Annotated in this window: 14 protein-coding genes and 2 riboswitches; of the genes, 10 read left to right on the top strand and 4 right to left on the bottom strand. The window is 69.5% G+C overall.

Annotated elements, in window-relative coordinates; genetic code table 11:
- Positions 1–501: 501 nt before the first annotated feature.
- The gene (locus tag ACSP50_RS02265; protein ID WP_043510719.1) at positions 502–705 is read right to left on the bottom strand and encodes a PspC domain-containing protein; all 204 of its coding nucleotides are present in this window, start codon (positions 703–705) and stop codon (positions 502–504) included.
- Positions 706–1,372: 667 nt separating this feature from the next.
- On the opposite strand from ACSP50_RS02265, the gene ACSP50_RS02270 reads away from it, so the two are divergent.
- From ACSP50_RS02270 to ACSP50_RS02285, 4 genes are all read left to right on the top strand, one after another.
- Positions 1,373–2,668 (top strand): ABC transporter ATP-binding protein, encoded by a 1,296-nt coding sequence (locus ACSP50_RS02270; protein ID WP_014687534.1) that lies wholly within the window; start codon positions 1,373–1,375, stop codon positions 2,666–2,668.
- Between the two features lie 104 nt (positions 2,669–2,772).
- Positions 2,773–3,249: an ATP-binding protein gene (locus ACSP50_RS02275; RefSeq protein WP_014687535.1), complete on the top strand. Its 477-nt coding sequence runs from the start codon at positions 2,773–2,775 to the stop codon at positions 3,247–3,249.
- 98 nt (positions 3,250–3,347) lie between these two features.
- Positions 3,348–4,088 (top strand): HAD family phosphatase, encoded by a 741-nt coding sequence (locus tag ACSP50_RS02280; protein WP_043510721.1) that lies wholly within the window; start codon positions 3,348–3,350, stop codon positions 4,086–4,088.
- A 46-nt stretch (positions 4,089–4,134) separates the two neighbouring features.
- Positions 4,135–6,501, top strand: a complete 2,367-nt coding sequence (locus ACSP50_RS02285) for a glycoside hydrolase family 65 protein (RefSeq protein ID WP_014687537.1) — start codon at positions 4,135–4,137, stop codon at positions 6,499–6,501.
- 53 nt (positions 6,502–6,554) lie between these two features.
- Here ACSP50_RS02285 and ACSP50_RS02290 read toward each other — a convergent pair whose 3' ends face one another.
- A complete protein-coding gene (locus ACSP50_RS02290) occupies positions 6,555–7,592 on the bottom strand; it encodes a hypothetical protein (RefSeq protein ID WP_014687538.1) in 1,038 nt (345 codons plus the stop codon).
- A 3-nt stretch (positions 7,593–7,595) separates the two neighbouring features.
- A riboswitch (cyclic di-AMP (ydaO/yuaA leader) is annotated at positions 7,596–7,729 on the bottom strand.
- A 208-nt stretch (positions 7,730–7,937) separates the two neighbouring features.
- Positions 7,938–8,083: riboswitch (cyclic di-AMP (ydaO/yuaA leader) on the top strand.
- Between ACSP50_RS02290 and ACSP50_RS02295 the strand changes: the two genes are divergently transcribed.
- Positions 8,082–9,128, top strand: coding sequence for a hypothetical protein (locus tag ACSP50_RS02295; protein ID WP_014687539.1), 1,047 nt, complete (start codon positions 8,082–8,084; stop codon positions 9,126–9,128). It overlaps the preceding riboswitch by 2 nt.
- Before the next feature lie 55 nt (positions 9,129–9,183).
- Here ACSP50_RS02295 and ACSP50_RS02300 read toward each other — a convergent pair whose 3' ends face one another.
- Positions 9,184–9,954, bottom strand: coding sequence for an ABC transporter ATP-binding protein (locus ACSP50_RS02300; protein ID WP_014687540.1), 771 nt, complete (start codon positions 9,952–9,954; stop codon positions 9,184–9,186).
- The gene (locus ACSP50_RS02305) at positions 9,947–10,849 is read right to left on the bottom strand and encodes an ABC transporter permease (protein ID WP_014687541.1); all 903 of its coding nucleotides are present in this window, start codon (positions 10,847–10,849) and stop codon (positions 9,947–9,949) included. The genes ACSP50_RS02300 and ACSP50_RS02305 overlap by 8 nt, the downstream gene beginning before the upstream one ends.
- A gap of 187 nt (positions 10,850–11,036) precedes the next feature.
- Between ACSP50_RS02305 and ACSP50_RS02310 the strand changes: the two genes are divergently transcribed.
- The 5 genes from ACSP50_RS02310 to ACSP50_RS02330 are packed head-to-tail and all read left to right on the top strand — an operon-like array spanning position 11,037 to position 14,313.
- Positions 11,037–11,642, top strand: coding sequence for a TetR/AcrR family transcriptional regulator (locus ACSP50_RS02310; RefSeq protein ID WP_052311483.1), 606 nt, complete (start codon positions 11,037–11,039; stop codon positions 11,640–11,642).
- A 32-nt stretch (positions 11,643–11,674) separates the two neighbouring features.
- A complete protein-coding gene (locus ACSP50_RS02315) occupies positions 11,675–12,034 on the top strand; it encodes a hypothetical protein (protein WP_014687543.1) in 360 nt (119 codons plus the stop codon).
- Positions 12,035–12,056: 22 nt separating this feature from the next.
- Positions 12,057–12,662 (top strand): nicotinamide riboside transporter PnuC, encoded by a 606-nt coding sequence (gene pnuC / locus ACSP50_RS02320; protein WP_014687544.1) that lies wholly within the window; start codon positions 12,057–12,059, stop codon positions 12,660–12,662.
- Positions 12,659–13,750, top strand: a complete 1,092-nt coding sequence (locus ACSP50_RS02325) for an AAA family ATPase (protein WP_014687545.1) — start codon at positions 12,659–12,661, stop codon at positions 13,748–13,750. Before pnuC ends, ACSP50_RS02325 begins: the two co-directional genes overlap by 4 nt.
- A gap of 17 nt (positions 13,751–13,767) precedes the next feature.
- Positions 13,768–14,313 carry a hypothetical protein gene (locus ACSP50_RS02330; RefSeq protein ID WP_014687546.1) on the top strand — a complete coding sequence of 182 codons (546 nt, stop codon included), beginning with the start codon at positions 13,768–13,770 and terminating at the stop codon, positions 14,311–14,313.

Here is a 14,313-nt window from a genome sequence, read left to right on the forward strand (position 1 = left end):
GCCTCCCGCTCGCGGTCTTCCATCTGCGGCCGGTGGCTGCGTGGTCGCGGTCTTCCATCTGCGGCCTGTGGCTGCGTGGTCGCGGTCTTCCGTCTGTCAGCGGCTGTCTTCTCGCCGGCGGGCTGGGGATCGTGCCGCCGTGGCGATGGGCTTCGCCGGTTGTTCTCCTCGGGGCACGGGTCGAGGACGACCAGCGCGAAGAGTGACGCCGCCGCCCTGGGGGCAAGGGCGACGGCGTCCGAATCGGGGGAAGGTGGAGACCGGGCCCGCGATTCTGTAGGTGAGCGGCGAATGCCGCGTTGGTGCGATTCGGTCCCGGCCGGGTATGCCAGCCCGGCTTCCACCCGGCCGGGAGCCTTTCCACGGCGCCCCGCCGATCTGCCGGCGACGGTGTGCTCGCTGCCGGCGACGGTGTGCTCGCTGCCGGCGACGGTGTGCTCGCTGTCAGCGGCGGTCAGCTATCGGTCGGCAGGTGCGCTGGGCGGTGGCTTCAGTGGGTGGTCACTCGCTGGGCATCAAGGCCCAGAGGACCAGGTAGGCGATGAACTGCGGGCCCGGAAGCAGGCAGGACAGGACGAAGGCCAGGCGGACGACGCCGGTGGAGAGGCCGAAGCGGCGGGCCAGGCCGGCGCAGACGCCGCCGATCATGCGGTTGTCGCGCGGGCGGGTCAGGCTGTGTGACGCGAGGGGGCGGGTCACTGTCATCCACTCCTTCAGTGGTGGCCGGGGCGGTTTTGCCCTGGACCACTTCGACGTTAGGTACCGGGCCACGGCCGTCCCTCATCCCGAAGATGGAGAGTTCCGGCCCGCTTCCCGTAGGGGAAACCCGTACCCGAATGTCGCCCTTCGTTAACTTTTCCCGCTCCATGCCGGCCTCGCTCCATGCCGCCGCCGCTTCCCGCGGTCCACGCGGTCCACGCGCCATGCCGCCCTTGCTCCACGCGGTCCTCGCTCCACGGGGTTCTCGCTCCACGGGGTTCTCGCTCCACGGGGTTCTCGCTCCACGGGGTTCTCGCTCCACGGGGTCCTTCCTCGGCGCGGTCCTTCCTCGGCGCGGTCCTCGCGGCGCCGCCTCCGCCGTCCGCCGCTCCAGGTGTCGGCGTCGGCGGTCGTCTGCTCGCGGTGTTCGTCCGGGGTACGCGCCGCGGTTTTAGCGGGCGGGGCTGGTCGCTTTGCTGACCGGGAGAAATGTCGGTTCTTGCTGGGAACGTGCACAGAATGGGGCCGAGAGTTCGGATCTCCGTAATCGATTGATCACTATCCGCGAATGGCACGTTCGCCCGATGGCAAAGCATCGACGCCACTCGCAAAGTCATTAACCGATCGCCGACCGTCGTGGGATCGGGATCACAGTCGATCGGGGAGGTTGGCGGTGTCCACCGTCGCGCTCAAGGATGTCAGCAAGGTTTGGCCGGATGGCACGCTCGCTGTGGATCGGGTGTCCCTCGATGTGCGCGACGGCGAGTTCATGGTGCTGCTGGGGCCTTCGGGCTGCGGCAAGTCGACCGTGCTCCGCATGATCGCCGGCCTGGAGGATCCCACCGAGGGCGACATCCTGCTGAACGGGGAGCCGGTCCTCGACGTGCCTCCGCGCGACCGCAGCATCGCCATGGTGTTTCAGGATTTCGCGCTCTATCCGCACATGACGGTGGCCGACAACATCGGATTCCCGTTGAAGCTTTCCGGCGTCGAGCCGGGGTCGCGGTCCGACCGGGTGGGCACGGTGGCCGGCGCGCTCGGGATCGGCGAGGTGCTGGGGCGGCGGCCGAGTCAGTTGTCCGGCGGGCAGCGGCAGCGGGTGGCGATGGGCCGGGCCATGGTGCGGCGGCCGGGCATCTTCCTGATGGACGAGCCACTCTCCAACCTGGACAGCGGTCTGCGCGCCGAACTGCGGGCCGAGATCACCAGCATGACCCGGGAGCTCGGGGTCACCACCATGTACGTGACGCATGATCAGGCCGAGGCGCTCACCATGGCGGACCGGGTGGCGATCATGCGGCGCGGGGTGCTGCAGGACCTGGGCACGCCGACCGAGGTGTACCGGCGGCCGGCGACGCTCTACGTCGCGGCTTTCCTGGGGTCGCCGCGGATGAACCTGCTGGAGGCCCAGGTCTACGTGCACCTGGACCGGTTCGTCGCGTTGAACTTCGGGGAGCAGACGCTCTATCTCGGCTGGACGGATCCGCGGTCGCGGGCGGTGGCCCGCTACCACGGTGAGCGGATCGTGGTGGGGGTGCGGGCCGAGGCGCTCACCCCGGTGACCCCCGACACACCCGGCACGGTGTTGCACGGCCGGATCCGGTATCTGGAGCACCACGGGCACGAATCGCTGGCCTACCTGGATGTCGGGGCGACCGCGATCGTGGTCGACGAGGTCGGCGGGCCGGTGCGCGGCCCGGCGACCGGGGGTGGCGCGTTGAAGCGGCTCGGCGGAGCCCTGCAGCGGCTCACCCGGTCGGCGCCGGAGGAGGCGTCGGAGAGCCCGGTCGCGCCGGTCAGTGTGCTGAACGATCCGGGCCGGCATCACCGTAAGCCGGCCGAGCTGTCGGTGCGGCTGGCGCCGTATCCGGCGGTCACTCCGGGCCACCCATTGACCGTGGCGGTGCAGATGGACGCCGTGCACTTCTTTGACGAGCGCGGCGACCGCATCGACGTGGGCTGGCGCTGACCCGGGGGGATGAGGTGCCGGGTACCGAGGGGGAGCGCCACTTCCGGGCGGGATCGCGGATGCCTCCTGCCACCGAACGGCCACAGCGCGTAGGCTGCAGCACGGTGGAGGACAGGATCGGCCAGACCGTGCGTTCGGCTCCGGGTGGGGAGCCGAGGGTCGATGCCGCCCGGCCACGGCCCGTTTCCCCGGTGCTGCTGGACCGGGCGTTCGGCCACGCCGACATCACCCTTCTGCGGCACGAGGTGACCCGGCTGCTGCCCGCGGTCGGGGTCTCCGGTGACCGCCTCTCCGGTTACGTGCTCGCCATCAACGAGGTGATCACGAATGTGGTGCTGCACGCCGGCGGGCACGGCCGGATCGTGCTGCGGCTGGAGGCGGGGTCGGTCTGGTGTGTGGTCACCGATTCGGGGCCGGGCATCCCGGAGGGCTGTCTGGACGGCGATCTTCTCCCCGGTACGGATGAGATCGGTGGTCGTGGGCTGTGGCTGGCGCACCAGTTGTGTGACGAGGTGACGACGGCCACGGGCCCGATCGGCACCTCGATCGGCCTCCGAATGGATCTTGTTACGGCGAGCTGAAAGCTGAAACAGCAGCTTGACCGGCTTATGAAACACCGCGGAAATGTGAAGGCGCCCTTCGCCTCTCGTTGTGCGGCGGGTGCGACTACATTGGGCGCGTGCTCGGACTTCCTTCCCAGGTGACCGCCTGCCTTTTCGATCTTGACGGGGTGCTCACGCAGACCGCCCTTGTGCACAGTGCCGCGTGGAAACAAACGTTCGACACGTTCCTCGAATCGTGGGCCCGGCAGCATGATCAAGAGTTTGTGCCGTTCGATTCAGGCGCCGACTATCACCGATATGTCGACGGCCGTCAGCGCGCTGACGGCGTCCGCACCTTCCTCGCCTCCCGTGGCATCACCCTGCCCGAGGGCACCCCGGACGACGATCCCGACCAGGAGACCGTCAACGGCGTCGGCAACCGGAAGAACATCCTGGTGCTGCAGAAGATCAAGGAGGGCGCCGTTCAGGTCTACCCCGGATCGGTGGAGTACCTGAAGGCGGCCAAGGCAGCCGGCCTGCGCCGTGCCGTCGTCTCGGCCAGCGCCAACTGCAAGGACGTCCTGGAGGCGGCCGGTATCGCCGACCTCCTGGAGGCCCGGGTGGACGGCGTCGTCGCCCGGGAACTGGGCCTGCCGGGCAAGCCCGCGCCGGACACGTTCCTGCACGGCGCGAAACTGCTCGGCCTCGATCCGGCCGCCTGCGCGGTCTTCGAGGACGCCCAGGCCGGTGTCGCCGCGGGCCGGGCCGGCCGGTTCGGTCTGGTGATCGGCGTCGACCGGGTGGGCCAGGCCGAAGCGCTGCGGGAGAACGGCGCCGACGTCGTGGTCGATGACCTGGCCGACCTGCTCGACCAGTAATTAAACGAAGATCGATAACCAAGATCGATAAAGAAGAGGCACGACCGTGATCCGTGAACGGGCCTACCCCGTCGACCCCTGGCACATCCGGGAGACCCGGCTGGACCTGGACCTGCTGGCCCAGTCCGAGTCGGTTTTCGCTCTCTCGAACGGCCATATCGGGATACGCGGGAATCTGGATGAGGGTGAGCCGCACGGCCTGCCCGGGACGTATCTGAATTCGTTCTTCGAGCTGCGGCCGATGCCGCACGCCGAGGCGGGGTACGGCTTCCCCGAGTCCGGCCAGACCATGGTCAACGTCACCAACGCCAAGCTGATGCGGCTGCTGGTCGACGACGAGCCGTTCGACGTGCGCTACGGCGAGCTGCGGTCCCACGAGCGTGTCCTGGACATGCGCGCCGGCACCCTGGAGCGGGTGGTGGAGTGGGTCTCCCCGTCCGGCCAGGGCGTGCGGGTGCGCACCGTGCGGCTGGTCTCGTTCACCCAGCGCGCGGTCGTCGCCTTCCTCTACGAGGTCGAGCCGTTGGACGGCGCCGCCCGGCTGATCCTGCAGTCCGAGCTGGTGGCCAACGAGCAGCTGCCGCCGCAGAGCAAGGACCCGCGGGTGGCCGCGGTGCTGGAGCAGCCGTTGCAGGCCGAGGAGATGCTGGAGCAGCGCTCCGGTGGCCTGCTGGTGCACCACACCAAGGTCAGCGACCTGCGCATGGCGGCCGCCATGGAGCACCTGGTGGAGACGCCGGGCCGGCACGCGATCACCACCGAGGGACACGACGACTGGCTGCGCACCACGGTCGCCTGCCGTCTGGAGCCGGGGCAGAAGCTGCGGGTGGTCAAGCTCGCCGCGTACGGCTGGTCCTCGATGCGCTCGCTGCCCGCCCTGCGCGATCAGGTCGGCGCCGCCCTGGCCAGCGCCCGCCTGGACGGCTGGGAGGGGCTGGTCCAGCAGCAGCGCGAGTTCCTCGACGGCTTCTGGGACCATTCGGACGTACGGGTCGAGGGCGACCCGGAGGTGCAGCAGGCGGTCCGGTTCGGCCTGTTCCACACGCTGCAGGCCGGCGCCCGGGCGGAGCAGCGCCCGATCGGGTCGAAGGGCCTGACCGGCCCCGGCTACGACGGCCACACGTTCTGGGACGCCGAGACGTTCGTGCTGCCCGCGCTGACCTACACCCAGCCGTCCGCCGCGGCAGACGTGCTGCGCTGGCGGCATTCGACGCTGGACCTGGCCCGGGAGCGGGCGCAGACGCTGGGGCTGCAGGGCGCGGCCTTCCCATGGCGGACCATCCGCGGGCAGGAGTGCTCGGGGTACTGGCCGGCCGGCACCGCGGGCTTCCACATCGGCGCGGACATCGCCGACGCGGTCCGGCGGTACGTGCAGGCCACCGGCGACTACGACTTCGAGCGGGAGGTCGGCCTGGAGCTGCTGGTCGAGACGGCCCGGCTGTGGCGGTCGTTGGGGCACCACGACCGGCACGGGCGGTTCCACATCGACGGCGTCACCGGTCCGGACGAGTACACCGCGGTGGTGAACGACAACATCTACACCAACCTGATGGCCCAGCAGAACCTGATGGCCGCGGTGGACGCCTGCAAGCGGCACCCGGACCTGGCGCGCCGGTTCGGGGTGGACGACGAGGAGGCTGCCTCGTGGCGGGATGCCGCGGCGGCGGTGCACATCCCGTACGACCGCGAACTGGGTGTGCATCAGCAGTGCGAGGGCTTCACCCGGCTGCAGGAGTGGGACTTCGAGAACACTCCGCCGGAGGGCTACCCGCTGCTGCTCAACTACCCGTATTTCGACCTGTACCGCAAGCAGGTGGTGAAGCAGGCCGACCTGGTGATGGCGATGTACATCCGGGGTGACGCCTTCACGCCGGAGGAGAAGGCGCGCAACTTCGCGTACTACGACGCCCGCACCGTGCGGGACTCCTCGCTGTCCGCCTGCATCCAGGCGGTGATGGCGGCCGAGACCGGGCATCTGGAGCTGGCGCACGACTATCTGGGCGAGGCCGCCCTGATGGACCTGCACGACCTGCACCAGAACGCGCGGGACGGCGTGCACGTGGCGTCGCTGGCCGGTTCCTGGATCGCGCTGGTCGCCGGGCTCGGCGGGATGCGCGATTTCAACGGGCAGCTGTCGTTCGCGCCGCGACTGCCCAGCCGGATCAACAACCTGGAGTTCTCGCTGCTCTGGCGGGGTCTGCGGCTGCGGGTCAACGTGACCGCGAGCGAGGTCACCTACTCGCTGCGCAACGGCGGCGGCTCGGCCCGGCTCACTCTGCTGCACCACGGCAAGGAGATCGAGGTGACCCAGGTCCGCCCGGTGACCATGGCGATCCCGGCGCCCGGCCCGGCCGGCCCGGCGCCGACCCAGCCGGCCGGCCGCGCGCCGGTGCGGCGCGCCACGCCGAACTGACGTAGAGCGGAAAAAGGGCCTCCCGCACGGCGGGAGGCCCTTTTTGCGACCGGTCAGAGCAGCGATACGTGGACGTGGTCCGTGTGGTCGCTCGGGCCGTGGTACGCGTGCCAGTTGTTGGTCGCCGGGAACCAGATCTGCTTGTACCAGATCACGTAGTAGATCCCGAGCCGGTCGGCGTTGCGTACCAGGAACGCGGTGAGGTCGTTGCCGTACCGCATCATGTCGCTGTTGTGCGCGACCGAGAAGCCGCTCTTCTGCAGGGACCAGTCGCAGGCCCGACCCTTCGGATGCTCGAACGGGCCGCCGTCGCGGTGGCACCCGACGAAGCGGTTGAAGCCGGCTTTCTTCACCTCCTGGTAGAGGTGCAGGGTGCGCTTGGTGATGCAACCGCTGGTGGTCGGGTCGTCCACGGTGCAGGACTCGGGCGAGAATCCGCCGCTGGAGTTGCGCGGCGCGGGGGCCGCGACCTTGGACGTCGCGTCGACGAAACCGGCGGTGATGGTCTTGTTGATGCCGGTGCCACCACCGAGCAGGTCGAGCTGGCTCTCCGCAGTGTCGTGCTGCTTCTGCTGGATGGAGAGCTGCTGCTGCTCGTTCTTCAGCTCGGCGTCGAGCGCCGACTTGCTGTTGGTGATCGTGGCGAGCGTGGTGTTCAGATCCTTCAGCTTGTCGTCGTTGAGCTTGTTGATCTCCTCAAGACCGATGGCCTTGTGCAGGAAGTCGCTCGACGAGTCGGCCCGCAGCAGGAAGCCGACCGTGGTGAGCTGGCCGATCTGGTACTGCTGCCGGGCGATCGCGTTGACCTCCGGGATCAGCGCGTCGCGGCGCTTCTCCGCGGCGGAGATCTGGGTGGCGAGGTCCTTCTGCTTCTTCTGCGAGGCCTCGACCGCGAGCTTGGCGTTCACGTACCGCCGGTTGGTCGCCTCGATCTGATCGGAGAGGTCGTCGCCGTCGTCACCCTCCGAGGGTGTCGTCGACGAACTGCCGCTCGGCGCGGCGTGTGCCGGCGTGACGGGCGCCACGAATATCGTGGTGGCCACGAGCGGCGCCAGGGCAAGCATCAGCCACCGGCGGGGACGTGCGGTCATCAACTATCCTTCCTAGTCACCGCCGACCGAGTTAGCTGACGGGTTCGGGACGGAAGCTATCCCTACCGCTTATCGCGGATTCACCCCAACTACCTGGTTCCCCGGCTCACCTTTCGGTGATTGGGCGGCGGCCTGCCGGCAACTCGGGGGCGGTGCCGTCCTGGCAGGACCGGCGGCCAGTTTACCTGAGATATCTCCGGACATCAGGGTCCGGGAAATGGCAAAGCTGTTACCGCCCAACGACTTTCCGTAATCGCCACCACCATTGGTGACCGCCTCGTAGCAATCGGTGCGAGAACTGTCGATTCCTCGATCGAGTGGGTATGGTCTGATGCGGTTCCCACCCGGGGACCGCCGCCTAATCGCAGATCCTGAGAATTCTGAGCGAGCCGGGGATCCACATTCTTCCGGGGTGAATCCGCGCCAGCGGTAGGGGTTTCCTTCGTCCCGAACCCGTCAGCTAACCCGGCCGGCGGCCGACGGAAGGAAATGGACCCTGTGCAGGATGTGACGGCACGGCGACGATGGGCAGCCGTTCTCGCGCTGCTGGTCGCCGCATGCGGGATCGCCGGCGTGACCACGCCGGCCGCCGCCGCTCCCCGGCCCCTGGCCGCCCCGGGGGAGTCCGGTGACGACGGTGAGGGCGGCTCCAAGTCCCTGCTCGACAAACTCGACGAGGCCTCCAAGGGTTACGTCACGGCCAGTGCCAAGCTCAAGCAGTCCCGGGCCGAGCAGACGAAACTGGCCGCCGAGCTCAAGCAGCTCGACGCCGACATGGGCCCGCGGCAGGCCGCGCTGAACAGGTACGCCGCGCAGGCGTACACGATGGGCCGGTTGGGCCCGCTGAGCGCGCTGCTCACCGCGAACACCTCGGCCGGGTTCCTGGACCGGGCCCAGATGCTCGGCACCGTGGCCGCCAAGCAGACCCTGGCGCTCGACGAGCTGAAGGCCACCCGGGCCGGTCGGCAGCAGGCCAAGGCCGCGATCGACCAGGCGGTCACCGACCAGGCGAAACTGACCAAGGTGATGGCCGCCCGCAAGACCCAGGCCGAGCAGGCGCTGAAGAACGCCAACCAGGGCGGCGACTCCGGTGGTGACAACTCCGGCGGCGGCAGCAGCTCGAACGCGGACAAGCCCGGCGGCAGCCTGGCCGGCGGCTGCACGGTCGACGACCCGACCACCACCGGCTGCATCACGCCGCGCCTGCTGTTCGCGATGAAGCAGGCGCAGAAGGCCGGCTTCACCCACTACGTCGCGTGCTTCCGGCATCAGAACAGTGGGGAGCATCCGAAGGGGCGGGCCTGCGACTTCGCCGCCGACAAGGGCGGCTTCGGCGGGGTGGCGACCGGGAGCAGCAAGACCTACGGCACCGACCTGGCGAACTACTTCATCCACAACTCGGACACCCTCGGCGTCCTCTACGTGATCTGGTTCAAACGGATCTGGTTGCCGAGCAGCGGATGGAAGGCGTACAGCGGGGTCGGGGGGACGCCCTCGACGGACCACACCAACCACGTACACCTGTCGGTCATCTAGAAACCGCAAGAAGCCCGGGCCGATGGCCCGGGCTTCTTGCTGGGGACGAGCGAACCTACTTCTTCATGTAGGTCTCGTACTCCTTGAGTACGTCCTCGGTCGGGCCGTCCGCCCGGATCAGCCCCGACTCCAGCCAGATGACCCGCTCGCAGGTGTCCCGGATCGACTGCTCGCTGTGGCTGACCAGGAACACCGTGCCGGCCTGGGCGCGCAGCTCGCGGACCCGGGCCTCGCTGCGGCGGCGGAACTTGGCGTCACCGGTGGCCAGCGCCTCGTCGATGAGCAGCACGTCGTGCTGCTTGGCGGCGGCGATCGAGAAGCGCAGCCGGGCGCCCATGCCGGACGAGTACGTCCGCATCGGCAGCGAGGCGAAGTCGCCGCGCTCGTTGATCCCGGAGAAGTCGATGATCTCCTTCTTGCGCTCCTTGACCTCGGCCGGGGTCATGCCCATGGCCAGGCAGCCCAGCTCGACGTTGCGCTCGCCGGACAGGTCGTTCATCAGGGCCGCGTTGACGCCCAGCAGCGACGGTTGGCCGGCCGCGTAGATCGCGCCCCGGTGCACCGGCAGCAGACCGGCGACGGCACGCAGCAGGGTCGACTTGCCCGAGCCGTTGCTGCCGATCAGGCCGACCGCTTCACCCTTGTAGGCGACGAAGCTGACGCCCTTGACCGCGTGCACCTCGCGCACGTTCGCCGAGTTGGTCTTGGTGACCAGGCGCTTGAGCGCGGAGACCGGGCTGACCTGGTTGGCGCCGATCGCCCCGACGATCTTGTAGACGATGTGGGCGTCATCGGCGATGACGGTGGGGATCCGCTCGTCAGCCACGGCCGTAACCCTTCTCTCCACGCCAGAAGTACAGGAAGCCGGCGGTGCCCACGACCACGGCCCAGATCACGCCCTCGATCCACAGCATCTTGGGGGTGCCGACGAGCTCCTGGCCCTCCATCAGCGAGTGCCGGTACAGCTCGACGAAGACCAGCATCGGGTTCGCCTCGATCAGGTGCAGCTTCCACCCCTGCAGGGCATGGGCATGGGTGAAGCGGGTGACCGGGTAGAGCACGGCCGAGCCGTACATCCAGAACCGCATGATGAACGGGACCAGCTGCTTGATGTCGCGGAACGTGGAGCCGAGCCGGGCGCCGCCCATGGCCAGGCCGAAGTTGAACAGCGACTGCAGCAGCATGACCGGGAAGATCAGCAGCCACTGGACGGTGATCGGCTCGTGGCAGAGCAGCACGATGATCAACAGCACGCCGGTGGCGGTGATGAAGTTCCGGATCTCCACGAGCGCGGCGGACAGCGGCAGGCTGGCCCGCGGGAAGTGCAGCGCCCGGATCAGGCCCAGGTTGCCGGTGATCGAGTTGACGCCCTGCGACACCGTCGACTGGGTGAAACCGAAGACGAACACCCCGATGCACAGGTACGGGATGAAGTTCGGATTGTTCGCGCCGGTGCCGATGATGACACCGAAGATGACGTAGTACACCAGGGCGTTGATGGCGGGGGTGAGCACCTGCCACAACGTGCCGAGGTTCGTGGTGCCCAGCGTGGACACCGTCTTCGCCTTGGCGTGCGCGGTGATGAAGTACCGATAACCCCACACCTGGCGGGCGTACTCCAGCGGTCCGAGCAGGCGCCCGGACGAGCTCAGGCCGTGCCGCCGGGCGAGTTCCTTGAGGGGAATCCCGGTAGCGGCATCGGCAACCGCTGTCTCTGGCATGGAGTGGTGCTCCGATCTCGTCGGCCGGTACGAGGCGGCGGACTCCGGTGACTTGCCTTCAGACACAGGTAGCAGCATGACAGGCGCCCGCCGACGTCGATAGAACGGGTTCGTATCGACGTGGGAGGAACGGTAACTCACCGAACGGCGGAACGCAACCGTTACGTCGTAGCGCTATAGTTACCGCGTGGCGACAGTGAAGCGCGCACCGGCCGGAGCGGCGGTGCTCCGGAATGACATCACCGTGGCGATCCGAAACGCGGTCATGAGTGAGCTGGCCGAGGTCGGTTACGGCCGGCTCTCCATTGAGGCGGTGGCCCGGCGGGCCGGCGTGGGTAAGACGGCGATCTACCGGCGCTGGTCCAACAAGCTGGAGATGGTACTTGAGATCATCACCGATGTCGCCGGTCGGAAGGTGCCGGTGCCCGACACCGGCAGCTTCGCCAGCGATCTCGACCTGCTGATGATGATCGTCAGCCGGGCGTTGCAGCATCGGGTCGCTTCGCAGATCATCCCCGACCTGATGGCCGAGGCGGCGCGGAACCCGCAGATCGCCGAAACCCTGCAACGGGTGCTCCGGCTGCACCAGCAGTCGGTCGGGGACAAGCTGGTCGGCCAGGCCGTCGCGCGCGGCGAACTGCCCGAGGGCACCGACGCCGACGTCGCCGTCGACCTCATCCTCGGCCCGCTGTACTGGCGGCTCGCCGTCTCCCGGCAGCCGATCGACGACGCCTACCTGGAGAAGCTGGCGGCCGCGGTCCTCGGTTCCCTGCGCGGTGGTTCGGCAACCTAAAGCCGGCGGTGTTCCCGCCGACTGTGGGGGCCATGCACCCCGCCCCCCGAGTCGACACCACCGTGCTGGACGCCGCGGCGCTGCTCGCGATCGCCATGGGCCGCGCCTCCGAGACCGGTCTCGGCGTCCGGTCCCACCCGCCCCGGGTGGTCACCGGCGCCGCGGTCGCCGGCGCCTGGCGCAGCCCGGACGGCACGGTCAAACTGCAGCTGCGGACCGACGGGACGTACCACGGTGAGGTCGCCGGCCGCCGCAACCGTCCGAGCGGCACCTACCGCGTCGAGGGCGCCGCGCTCGTCCTGCACGACGACACGTCCGGTCTGAACACCGCGGTCCACGTCCGGCACGAGGGCGAACTGGAGATGGCCGGCCACCGCCTTCTCCCGGAGTGATCCGGTCCGCCATGCTGTCGCGGTGATCGATGGGTTGAACAGTGTCGCGCTGACCGCCTTCGGCGTCGGCACCACCTGGGCCGAGGTGCTCGGTTTCCTCACCGGCCTGCTGAACGTCTGGCTGCTGGTCCGGCAGCACGTCCTGAACTGGCCGCTCGGCATCCTCAACGTGCTGCTGCTGATGCTGGTCTTCGGCACGGCCGGGTTGTACGCCGACATGGGCCTGCAGGTGGTGTACGTGATCCTCGGCCTGTACGGCTGGTGGGCGTGGCTTCGCGGCGGTGCGGACCACACCGCACTGGTGGTGCGGCCCACCACCCGGGCGGAGTGGCTGGCGCTGGCCGTCGCCGGGGTGCTGCTGACCGGTGGGTTGTGGCTCTTCCTGGACCGGCTGACCGGGTCCACGGTGCCGCTGGCGGATGCGGTGACCACCGCGTTGTCACTGCTGGCGACGTATGGGCAGACCCGCAAGCTGGTGGAGAGCTGGTGGCTGTGGATCGCGGCGGATCTGATCTACATCCCGCTCTACTGCTACAAGGAGCTCTGGCTGACCGCGATCCTCTATGTGGCGTTCCTCGCCCTCTGTGTGGCCGGGCTGCGGTCCTGGCGGCGGGCGGTGACCGCGTGAGGTTCCGGCACGGACTGATCGTCGGCAAGTTCTATCCGCCGCACGCCGGGCACCACGCCCTGATCGAGGCGGCCGCCGCGGCCTGCGACCGGGTGACCGTGGTGGTCGCGCCGTCGTCGCGGGAGAGCATCCCGCTGGCGGTGCGCCTGGAGTGGCTGCGCGCGGCGCACGGGCCGGACGTCCGGTTCGCCGGGGTCTACGACGATCACCCGATCGACTATGCCGACCCGGCCGTCTGGGACCTGCACATGGTGGTCTTCCGGGACGCGGTCGGCGCCGAGCCGGTGGACGCGGTGTTCTCCTCCGAGGCGTACGGAGCGGAGCTGGCCCGCCGGTTCGGTGCCGTCGCCGTGCCGGTCGACCCGGACCGCCGCCGGGTGCCGATCTCCGGCAGCGCGATCCGCGCCGACCCGATCGCGCACTGGGCGCACCTCGGGCCGGGTCCGCGGGCCTGGCTGGCCCGCCGGGTGATCGTGGTCGGCGCCGAGTCGACCGGGACCACCACGACGGCCCGGGCCCTGGCCCGGCACTACCGGACCCGGGGCGGGGTCTGGGCGTCGACCGGCTGGGTGCCGGAGTTCGGCCGGGAACTGACCGGGCGCAAGCTCGCCGCCCTGCGCCGGGTCCGGCCCGAGGCGACCGTCTTCGACGTCACCTGGGACCGCGACGACTTCATCACCGTGGCCGTGGAGCAGGCCGCCGCCGAGGACGCGGTGGCCGCCGCGGGCTCGCCGGTGGTGTTCGGCGACACCGACGCGTTCGCCACCACGATCTGGGAGGAGCGCTATCTCGGCAGCACCTCGGCGAAGGTCGGCGAGCTGGTCCGCGATCCCGACCTCTATCTGCTCACCGATGACGCCGGGGTGCCGTTCGAGGATGACGGGCTGCGCGACGGGGAGCATCTGCGGCGGTGGATGACCGGGCGGTTCCGCGCCGAGCTGGCCGCGCGGGACGTGCCGTGGATCGAGCTGACCGGCGGCTACCGGGAGCGGCTGACGACCGCGATCCGGGCGGTGGACCGGCTGCTGGCCGCCGGCTGGCGGTTCGCACCGCCGCTAAGCCCGGCCGGGCAGGCCGCCGAAGGGTAGGGGGAGGGGAGGTCGGGATGCGGCACGTCAAGGCCATGCTCGCCCTGGCGGCGCTCGCTCTCACGGCCGGTGGGTGCGGCCGCGAGACGGTGCGGACCGCGGCGTCGCCGAGCCCGGGCGCGACCTGGCATCTGCTGACCACGGGCAGCCCGACACCGAGTCCCACGCCGTCGCGGCTGACCGCGCGGCCGTCGGCGCCCGGGCTGGGCGCGTCGGTGTCACCGTTCCCCAGCTGCACGAAGACGTTCACCGCGACCGAGGCGGTGCTGATCCCGGTGGACGTGACGCCGATCGCCGGAGGCTTCAAGGTGGAGTGGCCCCGGCAGTACGGCTCCAACTACCGGGTCACCGCCGTACCGCAGAAACTGGTCCTCGGTGCGCAGCCGGAGCCCTCCTGGAAGAACGTGCCGCCCGGCACCGGTTGCACGGTCAGCACGACGATCACCGGGCTGGTCCCGGGCGCGGCCTACATCGTCTGGCTGGACGCGCCCAACACCGGCTACGAGCGGGACGGCACCCGGCACCTGTACAGCGGGCGCTCGGGTGTCGTCTACCCCCGGTGA

The sequence above is a fragment of the Actinoplanes sp. SE50/110 genome (genome assembly GCF_900119315.1).
Classification (GTDB): domain Bacteria; phylum Actinomycetota; class Actinomycetes; order Mycobacteriales; family Micromonosporaceae; genus Actinoplanes.

What these genes read in the sequence shown, in the direction of transcription:
- ACSP50_RS02265 (WP_043510719.1), bottom strand. Translation starts at nt 705, where the DNA reads ATGACAGTGACCCGCCCCCTCGCGTCACACAGCCTGACCCGCCCGCGC.
- ACSP50_RS02290 (WP_014687538.1), bottom strand. Translation starts at nt 7,592, where the DNA reads ATGACCGCACGTCCCCGCCGGTGGCTGATGCTTGCCCTGGCGCCGCTC.
- ACSP50_RS02295 (WP_014687539.1), top strand. Translation starts at nt 8,082, where the DNA reads ATGGACCCTGTGCAGGATGTGACGGCACGGCGACGATGGGCAGCCGTT.
- ACSP50_RS02305 (WP_014687541.1), bottom strand. Translation starts at nt 10,849, where the DNA reads ATGCCAGAGACAGCGGTTGCCGATGCCGCTACCGGGATTCCCCTCAAG.
- ACSP50_RS02315 (WP_014687543.1), top strand. Translation starts at nt 11,675, where the DNA reads ATGCACCCCGCCCCCCGAGTCGACACCACCGTGCTGGACGCCGCGGCG.
- ACSP50_RS02330 (WP_014687546.1), top strand. Translation starts at nt 13,768, where the DNA reads ATGCGGCACGTCAAGGCCATGCTCGCCCTGGCGGCGCTCGCTCTCACG.